The organism is Burkholderia sp. Bp8986 (assembly GCF_003854225.1).
Classification (GTDB): domain Bacteria; phylum Pseudomonadota; class Gammaproteobacteria; order Burkholderiales; family Burkholderiaceae; genus Burkholderia.
This window is the reverse complement of record NZ_QTQM01000020.1, coordinates 105,370-121,786: the sequence shown is the minus strand read 5'-3', so window position 1 is coordinate 121,786 and position 16,417 is coordinate 105,370. Positions and strand designations below refer to the sequence as shown.

At 60.3% G+C, this 16,417-nt stretch carries 9 protein-coding genes; all 9 read left to right on the top strand.

Features of this window, described 5'->3' with window-relative positions:
• Positions 1 to 432: 432 nt before the first annotated feature.
• The 9 genes from DID99_RS19425 to DID99_RS19385 all read left to right on the top strand — a co-directional run bounded on the left by DID99_RS19425 (position 433) and on the right by DID99_RS19385 (position 16,417).
• Positions 433 to 1,893, top strand: a complete 1,461-nt coding sequence (locus DID99_RS19425; protein ID WP_260444618.1) for an SMEK domain-containing protein — start codon at positions 433 to 435, stop codon at positions 1,891 to 1,893.
• A complete protein-coding gene (locus DID99_RS19420) occupies positions 1,890 to 3,311 on the top strand; it encodes a hypothetical protein (RefSeq protein ID WP_124667314.1) in 1,422 nt (473 codons plus the stop codon). The genes DID99_RS19425 and DID99_RS19420 overlap by 4 nt, the downstream gene beginning before the upstream one ends.
• A 341-nt stretch (positions 3,312 to 3,652) precedes the next feature.
• Entirely contained in the window at positions 3,653 to 4,234 is a 582-nt protein-coding gene (locus DID99_RS19415; protein WP_124667313.1) for a recombinase family protein, read from the top strand.
• A gap of 222 nt (positions 4,235 to 4,456) precedes the next feature.
• A complete protein-coding gene (locus DID99_RS19410) occupies positions 4,457 to 5,011 on the top strand; it encodes a BrxE family protein (protein WP_124667312.1) in 555 nt (184 codons plus the stop codon).
• Entirely contained in the window at positions 5,008 to 5,793 is a 786-nt protein-coding gene (locus DID99_RS19405; protein WP_124667311.1) for a BrxA family protein, read from the top strand. Before DID99_RS19410 ends, DID99_RS19405 begins: the two co-directional genes overlap by 4 nt.
• A complete protein-coding gene (locus DID99_RS19400; RefSeq protein ID WP_124667310.1) occupies positions 5,790 to 6,365 on the top strand; it encodes a BREX protein BrxB domain-containing protein in 576 nt (191 codons plus the stop codon). The genes DID99_RS19405 and DID99_RS19400 overlap by 4 nt, the downstream gene beginning before the upstream one ends.
• Positions 6,366 to 6,377: 12 nt before the next feature.
• Positions 6,378 to 9,923 (top strand): BREX system P-loop protein BrxC, encoded by a 3,546-nt coding sequence (gene brxC, locus DID99_RS19395; protein ID WP_124667309.1) that lies wholly within the window; start codon positions 6,378 to 6,380, stop codon positions 9,921 to 9,923.
• Between the two features lie 15 nt (positions 9,924 to 9,938).
• A complete protein-coding gene (pglX, locus tag DID99_RS19390; protein WP_124667308.1) occupies positions 9,939 to 13,865 on the top strand; it encodes a BREX-1 system adenine-specific DNA-methyltransferase PglX in 3,927 nt (1,308 codons plus the stop codon).
• Entirely contained in the window at positions 13,865 to 16,417 is a 2,553-nt protein-coding gene (locus tag DID99_RS19385; protein WP_124667307.1) for a PglZ domain-containing protein, read from the top strand. Before pglX ends, DID99_RS19385 begins: the two co-directional genes overlap by 1 nt.

Sequence of the window (16,417 nt, the reverse complement as noted above, 5' to 3'; positions counted from 1 at the left end):
AGGGCATTCAATCACGTGGGTCAAAATTCGATGAAAACTACAGCCTCAGGTGGGTCAGTTCTGCGTGGACATCAACAGTACACAGACGTCTTCCATGCTAGCACCCCTCGCTCGCGCAGCACCGTCACCCCCCTGCACGACATCGCGCAGTTCAATTATCTTCACCGCGGAGACAGGGAGTCAGTCCGTCAGTTCGACGACTTCACTACGAGCCGTTGTATCTCCATCAGCACGCGGTCCAACTCAACCGGTCGCCAAAACGAATCGTCACCCCAGCACATTTTTGTGCTGGCGCATCCGTACCCATCCTGCAATCAATTGCAGCCGACTGCGGGAAATCTGCCATGGATCCTACAATCTGGATTAGCATTGGTGGCAATGCCCGCGCACGCATAGCCATTCTTAATCCGAATCCGGGCACCCGAGGCCAGCTTGAAGCATCTCGACCTTCTGAACGAATTTAGAGAGTTGATGGCGCAACTGTCGACGCAGGTCGAGGCGTCGTCCGCGATGCAGCACTATGACATCAACAAGGTGTCGGAGAACCTAGTTCTGGGCATATTGCGGGAGCTGTACGGTTGGCGCGGATTGCGCAATCTCAACAGTGAAGAACGGGCCAACTTTCCCGGTATCGATCTGGCCGACGGCGACGCGAGTATCGCGATTCAGGTCACCGGGACCGCTTCGCTCGACAAGGTGAAGAACACCATCGAAACCTGCCTCAATCACGGCCTCGATCGAAAGTATGGCCGCTTGGTCATGTATGTGCTTACCCGCCGGCAGTCCAGCTATTCACAGGACGCACTCGACCGCGTCGGGCAGGGACGAATCCAGCTCCGAGGAGCCGACGACATTTGGGATTTTCGAGACATTTGCGCGAAAGCAGCGGAAGTTGACCCGAAGCAACTCGCCGCAGCGCTCGAAGTTGCGCGGACCTATATGCGCGGTGGCACCGCGAACGGACTGGCTGACGAGGATTTCGATCCACCCGCCACACCGGCTGAGCGCGTGAATCTCAATCTCGTCGAGGTTTATTTCCCCGGGACCCTGTACGTCGGCGATTTGCGGTCTGACCTCGAGGGGACGCAGTCAAACCGTCATCGCAACGAACGGAGTCGAGTGCGCGAGCTTCTGAATAACATGAACCTGCGCGTGCCGTCAGGCTATGTGGTACGTGGCCAGCAACTAATCACGTTTCACCCCCTCGATGATAGTCAGGGACCGTTTTCCAGATTGATTGACCTGGGTACGGTCACCCCGTTGCGGCCGCGCGAGTTTTATCCTGTAAGCGAGGATCAGGAGCGGGTGTTCAAGTCGCTGCTTCGCTTTACCCTTCAGGAGAAACTGTTCCAGCACGGCGTCCGGTGGATGCACAAAGACGGGCTATTCGTCTTTGTCCCAATGAATGACGGGGCGTTTATTCGCGAAGAGAGCTGGATCGGACAGCGCACCTCGACACGTCGGGTCTATGAACGGAAGCTGAACAAGAACGATCCGAGCAAGTCCTACCTGTGCAAGCATTTTGCATTCTCGGCCGACTTTGTGCTCAATGACGAGGCATGGTACGTGGCGCTCACCCCGGATTGGTATTTCAGCTATGGCGACGAGTACCGGCGGTCGGCGTATGCCGACCAGAGCATCACGTGGCTCAAAAGAAGGGAAGTCAACCGGACGGTGTCGGACCACTTTCGCTTCCTCACTGCGTGGCTCAACGCGCTGGATGGGGAGGACCTGTTCGCGTCGGCGACCGGGCCGGCGTCCTTTCTCACATTCGGCCAAAGTGTTTCGTTTGCCAACCATCCTGTGCTAAACGACGAATCGTGGCTGCCCCTTCGTGACCCATTGGACGACTATGACGATTCCCCCATCCGTGGCCTCTTTGATACGCCATGAAACTTGAGCACATCCCGGAACCCCGTCTGCAGTTTGCAGGCGGCGAACATATCTGTCCGCGGCGTGGAATTACGGCCTATGGCGTCTTTGATCGAACGATGGGGACAAGACGCTCAGACGTCATTGTCGGCAGTGTGGGCACCGCGACGTGTAATGAGGCTTTCGAGCGCTGGATCGTGCGATGCGCGGGCGAAATAGACGCGCCAGCGAACGCGCGGCAGCCCAACCTGCGCGTGGCGTTCCCTGGGTTCAACGCGGGTTCCGGATTCGAAGCGAAGTTCGTGTTTGGTCAGGATCTGGCACGCTGGTTGAAGAGGAGCGAAGTCGACGAAATTGTCGCGATTGCTGATCGGCGGGACCGCATCACCAAGGCCATCGAGCTGTACTACGAGCACATCAAGTTCCTGACACAGAATCGACCGGTGGATGTCGTCGTCTGCGTTGTCCCCGAGAATCTCTACAAGGCGATCTCAACCGAGGAGTTCGGACCGCTGGAGGAGAGCCTCGAAGCCAGTGTGGAGGTCGCGGCAGAGCTGAACTTCCGACGTGCACTCAAGGCTCGCGCGATGCACCTCGGCAAGCCATTGCAACTCGTGCGCGCGGTCTCACTCGAAAGTAACAGCTCGGGCCAGCAGGATGATGCGACAAAGGCCTGGAATTTTTGCACGGCACTCTATTACAAGGCCGGGCCACGCGTGCCGTGGAAGCTGAAACCGGAACCCAGTCGGCCCAGTTCATGTGCAGTGGGTATTGCGTTCTACCGCAGCCGCGACCGGCAGATTCTCAATACCAGCCTTGCCCAGATCTTTGACGAACTCGGTAACGGGCTCATCCTGCGTGGAACGCCAGTGGACATGACCCGCGATGACCGCGTCCCCCACCTCACTGCCAATCAGGCCTACGACCTGCTGACGGCGGCGATGACCGAGTATCGGGTTGCCCTGCGCAATTATCCCGCTCGGATCGTGGTACACAAGTCATCGAACTTCTCTGCGGACGAAGTGGACGGTCTCGCAGGGGCTGCGAAGGATCTGCGGGTCGACACCCTCGACCTGGTGACAGTTATCGATTCCAAGCTGCGCCTGTTCCGTGAAGGGAACTATCCGCCCTACCGCGGCACCCGGATGGGCCTGGATGACCAGCGGCACATTTTCTACACGCGGGGCTCCGTCTGGTATTACCAGACCTACACTGGACTCTACATCCCCCAGCCCATTGAGTTGCGAATCGTCCGCTCCGAGGAGTCACCTTCCTTCATCGCGAAGGAGATGCTCGGACTGACCAAGATGAACTGGAACAATACGCAGTTCGATGGGAAATACCCGGTCACGCTCGGTTGCGCGCGGAAAGTTGGGGAGATCATGAAATACCTCGAAGACAGTGAAATGCCGCAGATTCGGTACGGCTTCTACATGTAGTTATCGACGGGGAATGACTGACATAGGTGCAGAATGAGTGAGTTCACCCTCACGATAATCCACGAGCGCGCCTCCTGATTGCGATTAATTGCAGCCCTATGCCTCTGATGAACCAGCTCGCCTGCCGGTGCAATTGATTGCAATCACGAGCGGCATCAAGCCGAATTCCTTGCTCGCTCTAAAACGACCGGTTACACACTCATCGCCACGCCCGTCATTCACCAGGTACGAAAACTATATCTTTAACCTCTGCCCCCCTGTACTAAAATACAGGCTGTTTTAGTACAGCACGTGCACGGACTGTGGTTGTGCAATCAAGTGCAATCTAAGCGGGGGGAGTCATGAGCCGCATTTTCGCGTACTGCCGTGTCACCACGATCGATCAGCATCCGGAGAACCAGATAGCCGAGATCAAGTCTGCTGGCTTCGATGTCACGGCCAAGCGTACGATCGCCGAGCACATTTCGGGCGGCGTGCCCGCCAATGAGCGACCAGGTTTCCAAAAACTGTTGGACCGCATCGAAGAGGGCGACGCGCTGGTAGTGACGAAGCTCGATCGTCTCGGCCGCAGCGCCATCGACGTGCAGCAGACCGTGCAACGCTTAGCGGAAATGGGCGCCCGGGTTCATTGCTTGGCGCTTGGCGGCGTAGACCTGACATCGAGCGCCGGCAAGATGACGATGGGCGTTCTGACGGCCGTCGCGCAGTTCGAACGCGATTTGCTCGTCGAGCGCACGCAGGCGGGCTTGCAGCGTGTAAAGGCTGAAGGCCGCAAGCTAGGTCGCCCCTCGGCACTGTCAGATGAGCAGCAGACGGAAGTGCGGCAACGCCTTGCATGTGGCGCGACCGTCTACGCGCTCGCCAAAGAGTACGAGGTAGCACGCCAAGTCATCATGCGTGTGCGTGATCGAGCCGCAGCTTGAACACCACGCGATGAGCCGTGCAATTGATTGCAGCACGGTCCTGCGCAATGTGCTCATGCGCCCCGTCGCAAGGGGTTGCTGTATCATTCGCCCCAGATAAACATTGACGAGACCGCGCCAGTCGGCCGGCAGCGGCAGCAATCTGGCTGATGCGGGATGAAGGACCAGATAACACGGGGCGTCGTAATGTACGACGAAGCGGCACCTTGGAGTGCGTGACGCATGATTGAACTTGAAAAACTACTCCAGCTCCGCATCGTTGTGGCGCGCTTTGGGGAGCTCGACAACGCTCGCTGGTGGAACACCAAGGGCCAGCTAGGAAGGCTGGGCGCAGCAGTGCTGCGACGCGGATTCCCCCGCACATATCGTTTCGCGCAAGCTCGTTCGGTCTTCGCCGTCGCCGCTCAACGATGCGATGAGGTCTTCAACCCCCCCGGCTGCGTGACGCTCTGGAAACTGCCCGAGGAGCTCGAAGAGGACTTCGATGCGCGCTGGGAGAATTGGCTTGATCATGCAAGCGACTGGAGTCCCTTCTTCGAGCGGATCGAGACGCTCGGCAGCGCGGACTTGATTGAGATGCTTCATAGCCTTGAGCTGGTGACCGAGGCCGATCTCGACGCCTACGCGAAATTGCGCCGCTCGGCAGAAGGTCGCACCGTACCGCTGCCCAGTGTCTATGGCGGGACTGATCGTGATGTCGCGATGCTTGCTCTTGGTTTTGCGCGTGGTGAACCGGGGGCCCTGGCGGTTCCATATGCCAGGCTGACCGACACATGACGACGAACTCCCGCGCCAATGTCGTCTCCTCGTTTACCGTCATCAAAGGCGCGATGATTGACGAAACCTACGCCATCTTTTCGGCGTGGGACTTCGCGCGTTCGAAACGCGAGAACCTCGATCGTCTAAAGCAGGAGAACTTCATCGGTGCCAGAAGCGCGACTTGGCTGCGCGACGTAGCCAAGGTGCTGAACCGCCGCTTTGACCCCGCAGGTCGTGACCGTCCCCTTGTCATGCTCGCGCAGCATGGGCTACCAGTCGAAGAGTGGAAGCCATTGCTCCTCTGGCACATGACACGCGACGAGTTCCTCGTCCGCGACTTTATCGAGACCTGGCTCTTCGACGCATACGATGCCGGCGTCTTCCGCCTCCGCAGCGAAGACGTCGTGGAGTATCTCAGCAGCATTGCCAAGCGCGACGGAACCACCGAGCACACTTGGTCCGAGCAAACCAAGAAACGAGTCGCGGCCGGCCTACTAAAGATTGCCGTCGACTTCGGCCTTCTGCGTGGCTCCATCACCAAGGAATTCGCTTCGGTCCACCTGCCGGAGAAGAGCTTCCTCTACATACTCCACGCGATGCGCGACGAGAAGCTGAGCCCCAGCAAGGTCATCGCGTCGTGCGAGTGGCGCTTGTTTCTCATGCGCCCCGCCGATGTTGAGCACGAGCTGCTACGGCTCCACCAATACCGCAAGCTCGAATACCACGTGGCCGGCAGCCTCGTGCAGCTAAGTCTACCCTGCACGAATTGTCAAGATTACGCAGAGAGGATGGTTGCATGAGTGACCTCGAACAGCGCATCAAGCAGAACCTCGAGCCCGTCCTCGAGCTAACCGACCCCCGGCAGCGCATCAGCGCGTACCACGATATGCCGTACGCACTGTTTCGCTACGATCCTGAGGAAGAGTTCCACCTGCGTAAGCAGGTGGTCCTTCTCGAGACGCGACTTTCCCAAAAGGGCAAACGCGTGAAGCGCATCTCGCTCGCCGAGTGTCTCGACGACGCGATGAGGTCCCAGAGGACGCTGGATGAGTGGTTCACCGCCGAGCGCGAGCAAGGCGTAGAAACTATCGTCGAGACTGTTCACTCCGTGCTCTCGGAGTACTCACCGCTCGTCGACCTCGTGGCCGCGCGCATGCCAGAAGACCCCGATCCACAGCGGGACGTCGTATTCATTCTACGTACCGGCTCGCTCTTCCCAATGTACCGGACATTCTCGCTTCTCGAGCAGCTTAAAGGCCGCGTCCACGTTCCGACCGTTCTCTTCTACCCCGGCGACCTAGATGGCGCGGCGGGCCTCCGTTTTATGGGTGTGCTCGATGCCGAGCACAACTACCGCCCGAAGATCTTCTGAAGACTATCGACGATGACGACGAACACGACCATCAATACACTCTTCGCCAACGACATTCACCGTCGAATCGAAGAAGTCATCAAGGTCGACCAGACCGACGACGAGATCATCCGGGACGAGTTCAACGAGTATGTCGTCACTGACGCGATCCGCTCACACTACACGGCCGTTTTCGACTCCTACCGCGAAACGCCAAACAAGCCGCACGAGGGCATCGCCATCTGGGTCTCGGGCTTTTTTGGCTCCGGGAAGTCAAGCTTCGCCAAGATGCTCGGACTTTCCATCGCAAACCGTACCGTCGCGGGCGAGTCTGCCGCCGAGCGCTTCGCCGCACGCGCCGGCGACAAGACGCTCTCGGTTCTACTGAAAACTATCAACGAGAAGATCCCGACTCATGCTGTCATCTTCGACGTCTCGACGGACCGAGGCATCCGCAGCGGCAATCAGACTCTGACCGAGATCATGTACGGGCTTTTCCTCCAAAGCCTAGGCTACGCGAAGGATCTTGATCTCTCAGAGCTGGAAATCGGACTCGAGGAGAAGGGCCAGCTCGCGCGCTTCGAGGAAGAGTACAAGCAGCTCTTCAAGAAGGACTGGTCCATCGAGAAGGGCAAGATCGCTTTCGCGCTCTCCGAGGCGAGCCGGGTACTCCACAGCCTCGATCCCGACACGTACCCGATGGCTGACTCGTGGGTGAAGGCCGTCAAGAACAAGGCCGACATCACGCCGGGGAAACTCGCCGAGCGTGCGGGCGAGCTGATGAAACGCCGCAAACCCGGGATGTCACTGATGTTCGTGGTCGACGAAGTCGGACAGTTCGTTGCACGAGATGTCCAGAAGATGCTCGACCTGCAAGCCGTTGTACAGAGCCTCGGCGTAAAGGGCCGAGGAAAGCATTGGGTCGTCGTGACTTCCCAGGAGAAGCTTGGCGAGCTCGTCAGCGGCCTCGACGACAAGAAGATTGAGCTGGCTCGCTTGATGGACCGATTCCCGCTTCAAGTCCACCTCGAGCCATCGGATATCTCGGAGGTCACCAGCCGCCGCGTACTATCGAAGAATGCCACCGCGCAAATCGCTCTCGGGAAAATCTTCGACGAACACCGTGGCCGGCTTACGCAGCACACCCGACTCAGCGCCGACATTAGGCTTCCGGAACTGTCGCGGGAAACCTTCATCGACTTGTACCCGCTGTTACCGTACCAGATCGATCTTATCATCCAGGTCGTCTCGGGCCTACGCACGCAGGGCGGAGCGAGCAAACACGTCGGCGGTGCAAACCGCACCATCATTAAGCTCGCGCAGCAGCTTCTAATCAACCCGGCGGTGAACCTTGCGGATGCAAAGCTCGGCGACCTCGTGCGTCTCGACCATGTCTACGACCTCGTCGAAGGTAACATTGGTTCCGAGGTCCGCGCGAAGATCGCAGCTATCTCGAAGGAGCTGATCCACCCGCTCGCGCAGTCGGTCGCGAAAGTGATCTGCTTGCTCCAGTATGTGAAGAGCGTCCACCGCAGCGCAGAAAACATCGCAGCAGCTTTGCACGGCAGCGTTAGCGCCGACTCGCAACTCGCATCTGTGAAGGAAGCCCTGCGCGAACTCGAGATGGCACACAAGGTACGCCACGGCGACGACGGATATCGCATCCCGACGCCTGCCGAGGACGACTGGGAGCGCCTGCGCAACGGTATTAGCCCGAAGCCCGCTGACTCACACCGCCTCTACTCGGAGGTGTTGTCCGCATTCTGGCAGCCGCAGCCGTCATATACGCTATTCGACACCAAGACCTTCAAGGCTGGCCTTGCCATCCATGGCCGCGAGATCACGGGCGGCGACATGATGTTCCAGACCCATCTCGCCGAAGACGGGAAAGAATTCGACGCACTTGCAGCCGAGCTGCGAACGCGCAGCCAGCACGAGCGCAAGAACATCTTTTGGGCTATCGGCCTGACCGGCTCCATCGACCGCGAGACAGTGGAGCTGTACCGCAGCAAGGAGATGCTCGCGCGCAAAGAACGCGAAACGAAGGGCGAGGACACGCCCGCACTCATCGCTGAGGAACGTGTTCGTCTTCGCCGCCACAGCGACGAGCTCCGTCGCCTTCTCCGTGCCGCGTGCCTTTCGGGTCTCATCTACTTCCGCGGTAACGACCGCAGCCCGACTGACCGCGCCGTCGACGTCGGCAAGACCGCTGCCGAGGTGCTCGGGCAGGCGCTGCCCGACGTATTCGACCGCTTCAAAGAGGCTGCCGCCAAGGCGACTGAGGTAAAAAAGGGCACTGACGCCCTCTTCATTGCAGAGAACCTTCAAGGCTTGCCGAGCGTGTTCGGCAGTATTGGCCTTTTACGTGACGAGAAGGGCAAGACGGTCTTCCGCACCGATAGCGGACCGCTGAAGGAAGTCCTCGACCGCATCGAGGAGCGCGCGAACTACGGCGACACCGCAAGCGGTCGCTATCTCACCGACGAGTTTGCGAGGGAACCGTTCGGCTGGGACTTCGAGGTCGTGCGCCTGCTGGTTCTGTCACTCCTGCGTGCCGGGAAGATCGAGGCGACCAGCAAGGGGCAGACGCTCGACACGGTCACAGGGGTGGAGGCCCGTGACACATTCTCAAACAACAACCTCTTCCGCCAGGCATCGTTCCGTCCGAAGAAGGGTATCGAATTCGAGGAGCTGGTGAAAGCCTCAGACGCCTACCGCGATACCTTCGGCAGCGAGGTGAAGGAGCTGAACGCGAGCGCGATCGTCGCGGAACTTCGCAAGGAAATTGTGCGCAACGAAGATACCGTCTCCGCAGCGCTCACAATCCTGAACGCCCATCGCTTGCCGGGAGGGCTGGTACTGGACGATGCCCTCGGGCATATGAAGGCCATCCTCCGTGGCTCGGAGGACAACGCAATCGCGACCTTCAACACGAGTTACCGCGCCATCAAGGAAGCAATTAAGCGGGCGGTCGAACTCGCACAAGTGCTCTCCGAGCCGCGCCTTCATGATCTCGAGCGCGCGCGTAAGGCTCAAAACGCGCTTTGGAACTTCCTGAGCCAAGAGCCCGACATATCCGACGAGTTGCGCACGCGCGCATGGTCGCTCGAAGATCTCCTCGCACGCGAGACATTCTTCAAGGAGCTACCATCGATCGAGCAGCACACCAAGACGATCGAGACCGAGTACAGCCGCCGCTTTGACGAGGCACTCGATGCCCGCGTTGTCGCCTACACCAAGGCCTTCGAAAAGCTCGCAAAGACGCCGGGTTGGACGGAGATCGTCGAAGACCAGCAATGCCGGCTTGCCGAACCCTTTGAGCGCGGACAAAAGCGTGAGGACAAAAATGTGCCTATTGGGCAGCTGCGCGCCGACCGCGATGCTTGTGAGGGGCGCCTTCGCACAGCCGTCGCGGAGCTCCGACGTATCATCGACGGCGAGCGAGTCGTCACCATGAACGTCGGTAGCTACTTCGCGGGAGGCATTGAGACGGAGGAGCAGCTCGAAGCCGCGCTCGACGGTGTGCGCGAGGAGTGCGCGCGGCTCATCGGCGCTGGCAAGAAAGTCATCATCCAGTAGGGGGAGTCAGCAAGAGTGGACAAAGACACACGCAACGCCATCGAACGCGCCACCCAGCGAGCTCGGAAGGTCCTCGAGGAGGACTTCGGCATCCAGCTCGAGGGGGACTTCGATGTGCACAGGGATGGCACGCTCGCCGCCCGGGCGGGTGGCCACCTGTCGGTTCGCCAAGCGTTCCAGCGTGAGCGCATCGTCGCCGCCATCGAGCACAAGCGTGCCGCCGGCATGGGCGCCGAGGCCTCGGTCGCAGACTACCTGCGTGACGCCGCCTTCACCACGCTCAATCGCTTCGTCGCGCTCAAGATGCTGGAAGCGCGCGAGCTCGTGCAGGAATGTATCACCAAGGGCGAGCAATCGGCCGGATACCTCGAATTCAGCGGCATGGCGCCAGGGCTGCCGCTCTTACCCAACAGCGCAGGCTACCGGATCTACATTGAGTCGCTTTTCGACGAGCTGTCGACTGAGGTGAAGGTCCTGTTCGATCGCCGCGATCCGTCGAGCGTGCTCTGGCCAAAACGCGCGACATTCGAGCAGCTCCTCGAGATCCTGAACACCTCGGAGCTTGCCGGCGTTTGGGGCGAGGACGAGACCATAGGGTGGGTCTACCAATTCTTCAACGGGCAGGACGAGCGTCGGAAGATGCGCGAGGAGAGCCAAGCGCCGCGCAACAGCCGCGAGCTGGCCGTTCGCAACCAATTCTTCACGCCCCGCTACGTCGTCCAATTCTTGACCGACAACACGCTCGGGCGCATCTGGTACGAGATGCGCGGCGCGAAGACCGTGCTTGCCGATCAGTGCGAGTACATGATCCGCAAACCCTGCGAAGTATTCGCCCCGCGGGCGAAAAAGGATCCGCGCGACTTGCGTGTGCTCGACCCGGCGTGCGGCAGCGGGCACTTCCTGCTCTACGCCTTCGACCTCCTACTCGCCATCTACGAGGAGGCGCACGCCGATCCAGAAAGCCCCCAGAGCGAATCCACGCGCCGCACGCTGGCGGAGGACTATCTAAGCGTTGAGGAGCTCCGAAAGGCCGTCCCGGGCTTGATCCTCGCCCACAACCTCCACGGCGTGGACATCGACCCGCGCTGCGCACAGATCGCCCAGCTAGCTCTGTGGATGCGCGCTCAGAGGGCGCACCGAGATTTCGGCGTCGGTCGCGCCGAGCGTGCGCAGATCCGTCGATCGAACATCGTGGTAGCCGAGCCGCTCGTCTCCGACGAGCAGATTGCCAGGGAGTTTGTCGCCGACCTCGGTGATGCCGAGCTCGCACGCGTGTTCACTGAACTCTCGAACGCGCTGCAAACTTGCGGAGAGACAGGGATCCTCCTACGGGCGGAAAAACTTATCGTACGGCAGGCGCGTCGTGGTGAGACTGCGAATCTGTTCGCCCCGCCGGCAGAACGCATTCGCAAAACGCTAGCCCAGTTCCTTTCGCAAACGAATCGACAAAGCACCCGCAAACGCCTGTTCGCAGATGATGCGTCGCACGGTCTCGGAATGCTGGAAACCGTTCAAGAAAAATACGACGTCATACTAATGAATCCACCCTTTGGTGATCCGCCGAAGGGCGCAAAGGAATACATTTTCTCGCACTACGGTAGTGCGAAGACGGAGCTATACGCGGCATTTATCGACCGCGCCGTTGAGCTTGCCCCAGATGGATTGGTTGGTTGTCTGAGTTCCCGGTCTGGCTACTTCTTAACCTCGCTCGAACGGTGGCGGCAAGACACGCTCTTGGCCGAAGGCTCCGGCGCCATAGTCTTCCTCGATCTTGGGGAAGGTGTTCTCGATGCGGCCGTGGAGTGCGCGTGCGTGGTCATCGGCAAGTCTACGGACGCGGTACTATGCGCCGAAGCAAGCGGTGAGGATCGCGAGCAAAAACTGGCAAGATTGCGAATGGGCCACGGTCACGCTGATCTGCCTGAGGGATGGAAGTCGCTGCGCCGAGCCACACTTTCAAAGTTGCCCGGCAGCACGTTTGCATATCGACTTCCTGAGGAGTTAGTCGGGCTTTACGAGACGCACCCCTCTCTTGCCGAGAGAAAATTTGTTGCAAAACAGGGAATCGGGACATCGGACAACTTCCGTTTTCTTCGGCTACGCTGGGAGGTGGCGCCCGAATCCGACACGTGGTTGCTCTATTCCAAGGGAGGGGGATATTCCCCGTACTTTGTGGACAGCGACCTCGTGGTCAACTGGTTGGACGAAGGCAAGGAAATTAAAGCCTACAGCGCCAAGCTCTACGGAACTTGGTCAAAGCAGATTACTAATACTCAGTATTTTGGCAAACCCGGGCTGACATATTCATCGCGCACACATCGCGAATTCGCGCCCGCTCTTCAGCCCATGCCCTCAGGATTCGACACCAAAGGCTGCTGCATCTTCTCGCATGAGATAGTCGCAGACGACGTCTGGTTCGCTCTGCTCGCCGTGACCAACTCGCGCCTGTTTGCCGGGCTACTGCGCGTCGGGCTCGCCCGAGCAAGCTCAGGTCTTGCACGTCAGTACAACGAATCCCTTGTCGCGGCGATGCCTATTCCAGACTTGAATCAGGCTTCCGACCTGGCTTTGCGCGCGCGGGCATCACACCGTGTGCACGAGGCAATCGAGGCGTCTATTGAGACGGCTTCGTTCTTTGATGCGACCCCTTGGTTTCGCGTGCTGCATTGCGATGACGGGGCATCGGCGCTGAGGGCCTTGCATCACGCCATCTGTGAAACTTGGGGGCAACAAGTTCAATGCGCGCGCGCAGTAAATGCTGCAGTCGAAGCAGCTTACTTCAAAGACCGACTGCCCGATGGAGTATCGGCATTTTTGAACAGCGACGTCGGATTCGAGCCTACTACCCCTAGTGACGTCAAGCAGCCCGACTTTTGGAACCCCTTGAGGGAGAGCCCATTTGCGGGGACGGGGCAGGCTGACCTTGAGTATCGAGAAACTGCACGTGCTGCATTAAGCGTCGCGTTCGGCGCACTCGCTGGCCGTTGGGGGAAAACTTCGAGCGCCGAGGAAGGTAAAGCGTCCATAGCAACTCGCTCCGCCTGTACGGGCGACGGGATCCTCTGCGTTGATGACGACGGAAGTGCGTTGGATCTCGCCGCAAGACTTGCAGGAGCGGGATTCACCGTTGAGCTGCTTGACCAATTAGCGGGAATCGCATCTGAGGGCATCGTTACCACCTACCGAGCTTACGTTCGGTCAGAGTTTATGTCCGCACACGCGCAGATGTACTCCAGTAGCAAGCGGCGCGCCCCCGTCTACTGGCAGCTCGCGACTCCCTCAGCGAGCTACTCCGTGTGGCTCTACATCCACGCCTTCAGCAAGGACTCCCTCTTTCGCGTCCAGAACGACTACGCCGTCCCGAAGCTCGCGCACGAAGAGCGCCGCCTCGAGTCGCTAGCCAGCGAGTTGAGTGACCGAGCGACCGCTGTCCAGCGCAAAACCCTGGCTGCTCAGGAAAGCTTTGTGGAAGAGCTACGCGCCTTCCTCGAAGAGGTGAAGCGCGTAGCGCCGCTCTGGAACCCGAACCTCGACGACGGCGTCGTCATCAATTTCGCGCCGCTTTGGCGGCTCGTACCGCAGAACAGGTCCTGGCAGAAGGAGCTGAAGTCCACATGGGAGGCGCTCTGCGAGGGCAAGTACGACTGGGCTCACCTCGCGTTTCACCTTTGGCCAGAGCGTGTGATTCCGAAGTGCGCGAAGGACAGGAGTCTCGCCGTGGCTCACGGCCTTGAGGACGTGTTCTGGGCGGAGGGAACTGACGGCAAGTGGACCGCACGCAAGACGCCGACGCGCAGTGTGGAGGAGCTCATCCGCGAAAGTACTTCGCCCGCCGTGAAGTCCGCGCTCAAGAACCTACTTGAAGCGCCCGCCGCAACCGGGAACGCCGGGCGCGGTCGTGGTGGTCGCCGCAAGATTGCTGTTGAGGGAGGAAACGCCTGATGCACCCGCTTCACGACTACGTGGCGAAGCAGCTCGCCGGAAAGCTCAAATCCCATCGCGTCGTCGTCTGGTACGACGAGCGCGGCGAGTTCCAGTCCTTCGTCGAGGAAGTGCGGGGCGGTCCTCGCAGCGAAAGCGACCCCGTTCCGGTTGACGTCAAAGGCACGAAAGCGCGCCTTGCCGAGTACGCCGGATCGATGTTCGAACTGCGCGCGGTCGTCGAACCGCACGTGAGCAGCGACACTCCAGGCGCTATCATCATTTACATGCCGAACGTCGTCCGCGACCATCACGCCTCCGTCCTTATGGAGCTGGAGAAGGCCGGCACGACGTGGGAGCCGCATCTCAAGCAACTTGCGAAGAACGTTCTGCTTCAAAAGTACACGCTCGGTGTCGTCGACGAGATGCTGCCCTTCGACCGCGCGGTTTCCTACGAGGACGTCGCACATGCAGCGGCGGGTGACCCCGGCGCGGAGCCACCTTCGATCCTGAAGAGCATCTTCCACGACTCGAGCGGCAATGATGCACTCCTGGCCACTTGGCTCGTGAGTAACGCGCGCGACGCGGAGATCGTCAGCAAGGAGGCAATTCGCGAGCTGATGAAGCTCGTGAAAGCGCGTCTCGGCCTCGAGCTGCAAACGGATGCACCGCTCACGAAACTGCGGGCCATCACGCTACGCTACGTGCTCGCCGGGGAGTTCCGCCTCGATCTGTCGTGTGATGCCCCCGCTTCTCTAGACAGCGTCCCTAAGCCAACCTCGCTGGATGAGGAGTCTGCTGTCCGCGAGCTTGCGCGGCGCCTCCGCACTGGCTTTCCCGATGCGTACGCCGCGCTCGCCGACCGCGTCGAAGAAGAGCTGGGCCTTAAGAACGCGACGCTGCCGCCGGGCGGGCTCGGAACCGTTAGCACCTTCCGCTTCGAGGAGCGCACCATGCTTCGTCACGCGGGTGACCTCATTTCGAACAACAGGTTTAGTGAGGCGCTGGAGCTCGTTGCCGATCGAGAGCAGAGCTTCTGGCTTGACCGTGACGTCAGCAGGAAGGCCCAATGGGAAGCCACTCGGCGCATGGCCGATCTGGGTGACGTGGCGGTGGAAGTGCGGAAGGCGGTCAGTAAGACTTCAGGGGACGCGTCTGTGTGGCTGGACAGCTACGTGTCGAAGGATGGCTGGTTCCGTCTCGATCAGGCCCAGCGGCGCCTCGAAGCATGGGTCGCAAACCTCGACGAGGAGCCCGAGGAGCGACCACTGGGCATCGTCCGCCGTGCCTACGAGGACGCCTGCCACGCAATGGCTGAGGGGTTCACAAGCGCGCTCGCCAGGGCCGGGTGGACCGTCCCTGGTGCGCTCAACCAAACGCGTATCTGGAGCGAGGTCGTCGCCGAAAGGCCAAAGCCCGTCGCCTACTTCATGATCGACGCCATGCGTTTCGAGATGGGCGTCGAGCTCGCGGAGCGCCTACCGAAGACCTCTGAGGTCTCCGTTCGTGCGGCCGTCGGCGCACTGCCCAGTATCACGCCCATCGGCATGGCGGCGCTACAGCCCGGCGCCTCTGCGAGCTTCTCGCTCGTCGAGCAAGGAGGCAAGCTCGGCGCCCGCATTGATGACAGCTTCCTACCTGACCTCGCGAGTCGGAAGAAGCACTCGGCCGCGCGTGTTCCCAAGCTGGTCGACCTGGCGCTCGACGAGCTCTTGAGCCTCCAGCCTTCGAAGCTAATGAAGAAGCTCGATGGGGCACAGGTTGTCGTAGTCCGGTCGCAAGAGATCGACCATGCTGGCGAGACCGGTTTCACCTTCCAAGCGCGGCAGGTGATGGACACCGTCATTGACAACCTTGCACGCGCGATCCGTAAGCTCGCGGCAGCAGGCATCGAGCATTCCGTAGTCACAGCGGACCACGGCCATCTGTTCTTCGCCAACGACCGCGACGAATCGATGCGCACCGACGCCCCCGGCGGCGACACGGTGGAGCTACATCGGCGCTGCTGGATCGGGCGGGGCGGCGCCACGCCGCCCGGATCAGTACGCGTGTCGGCGTCATCGCTCGGCTACGCCTCCGACCTGGAGCTCGTGTTTCCTGCAGCGTCGGGGGTCTTTAAGGCGGGCGGCGACCTCGCGTTTCACCACGGCGGGCCTTCGCTCCAGGAAGTTGTCATCCCCGTGCTGACTGTGCGCACGAAGGTGCGCGAGTTGGCGCTGCCCTCGGCGGGCCCGATCGAAGCGACTGGGGTCCCGGAGGCGGTGACCAATCGCATCTTCAGCGTCACAATCATTTACGGCGCCAAGCAGATGTTGCTCGGCGCAACGGGCATTCAAGTTCGGCCGCTGTTGATGGCGGCTGGCAAGCAGGTGGGAGCCGTCGGCATGGCGGTCGACGCGCAGTTCGACCGCGCCACGGGCACCGTGGACCTCGAGCCCAACAAGCCGGTAACGATCGCATTCCTGCTGAGTGATGAGAGCGCGGCCTCGTTGCGCATCGTGGTGCAGGATCCAACGACCGACGCGGAACTTTACCGCACGCCCACCGACATCCCGGTTCGACTTGGAGTGTAA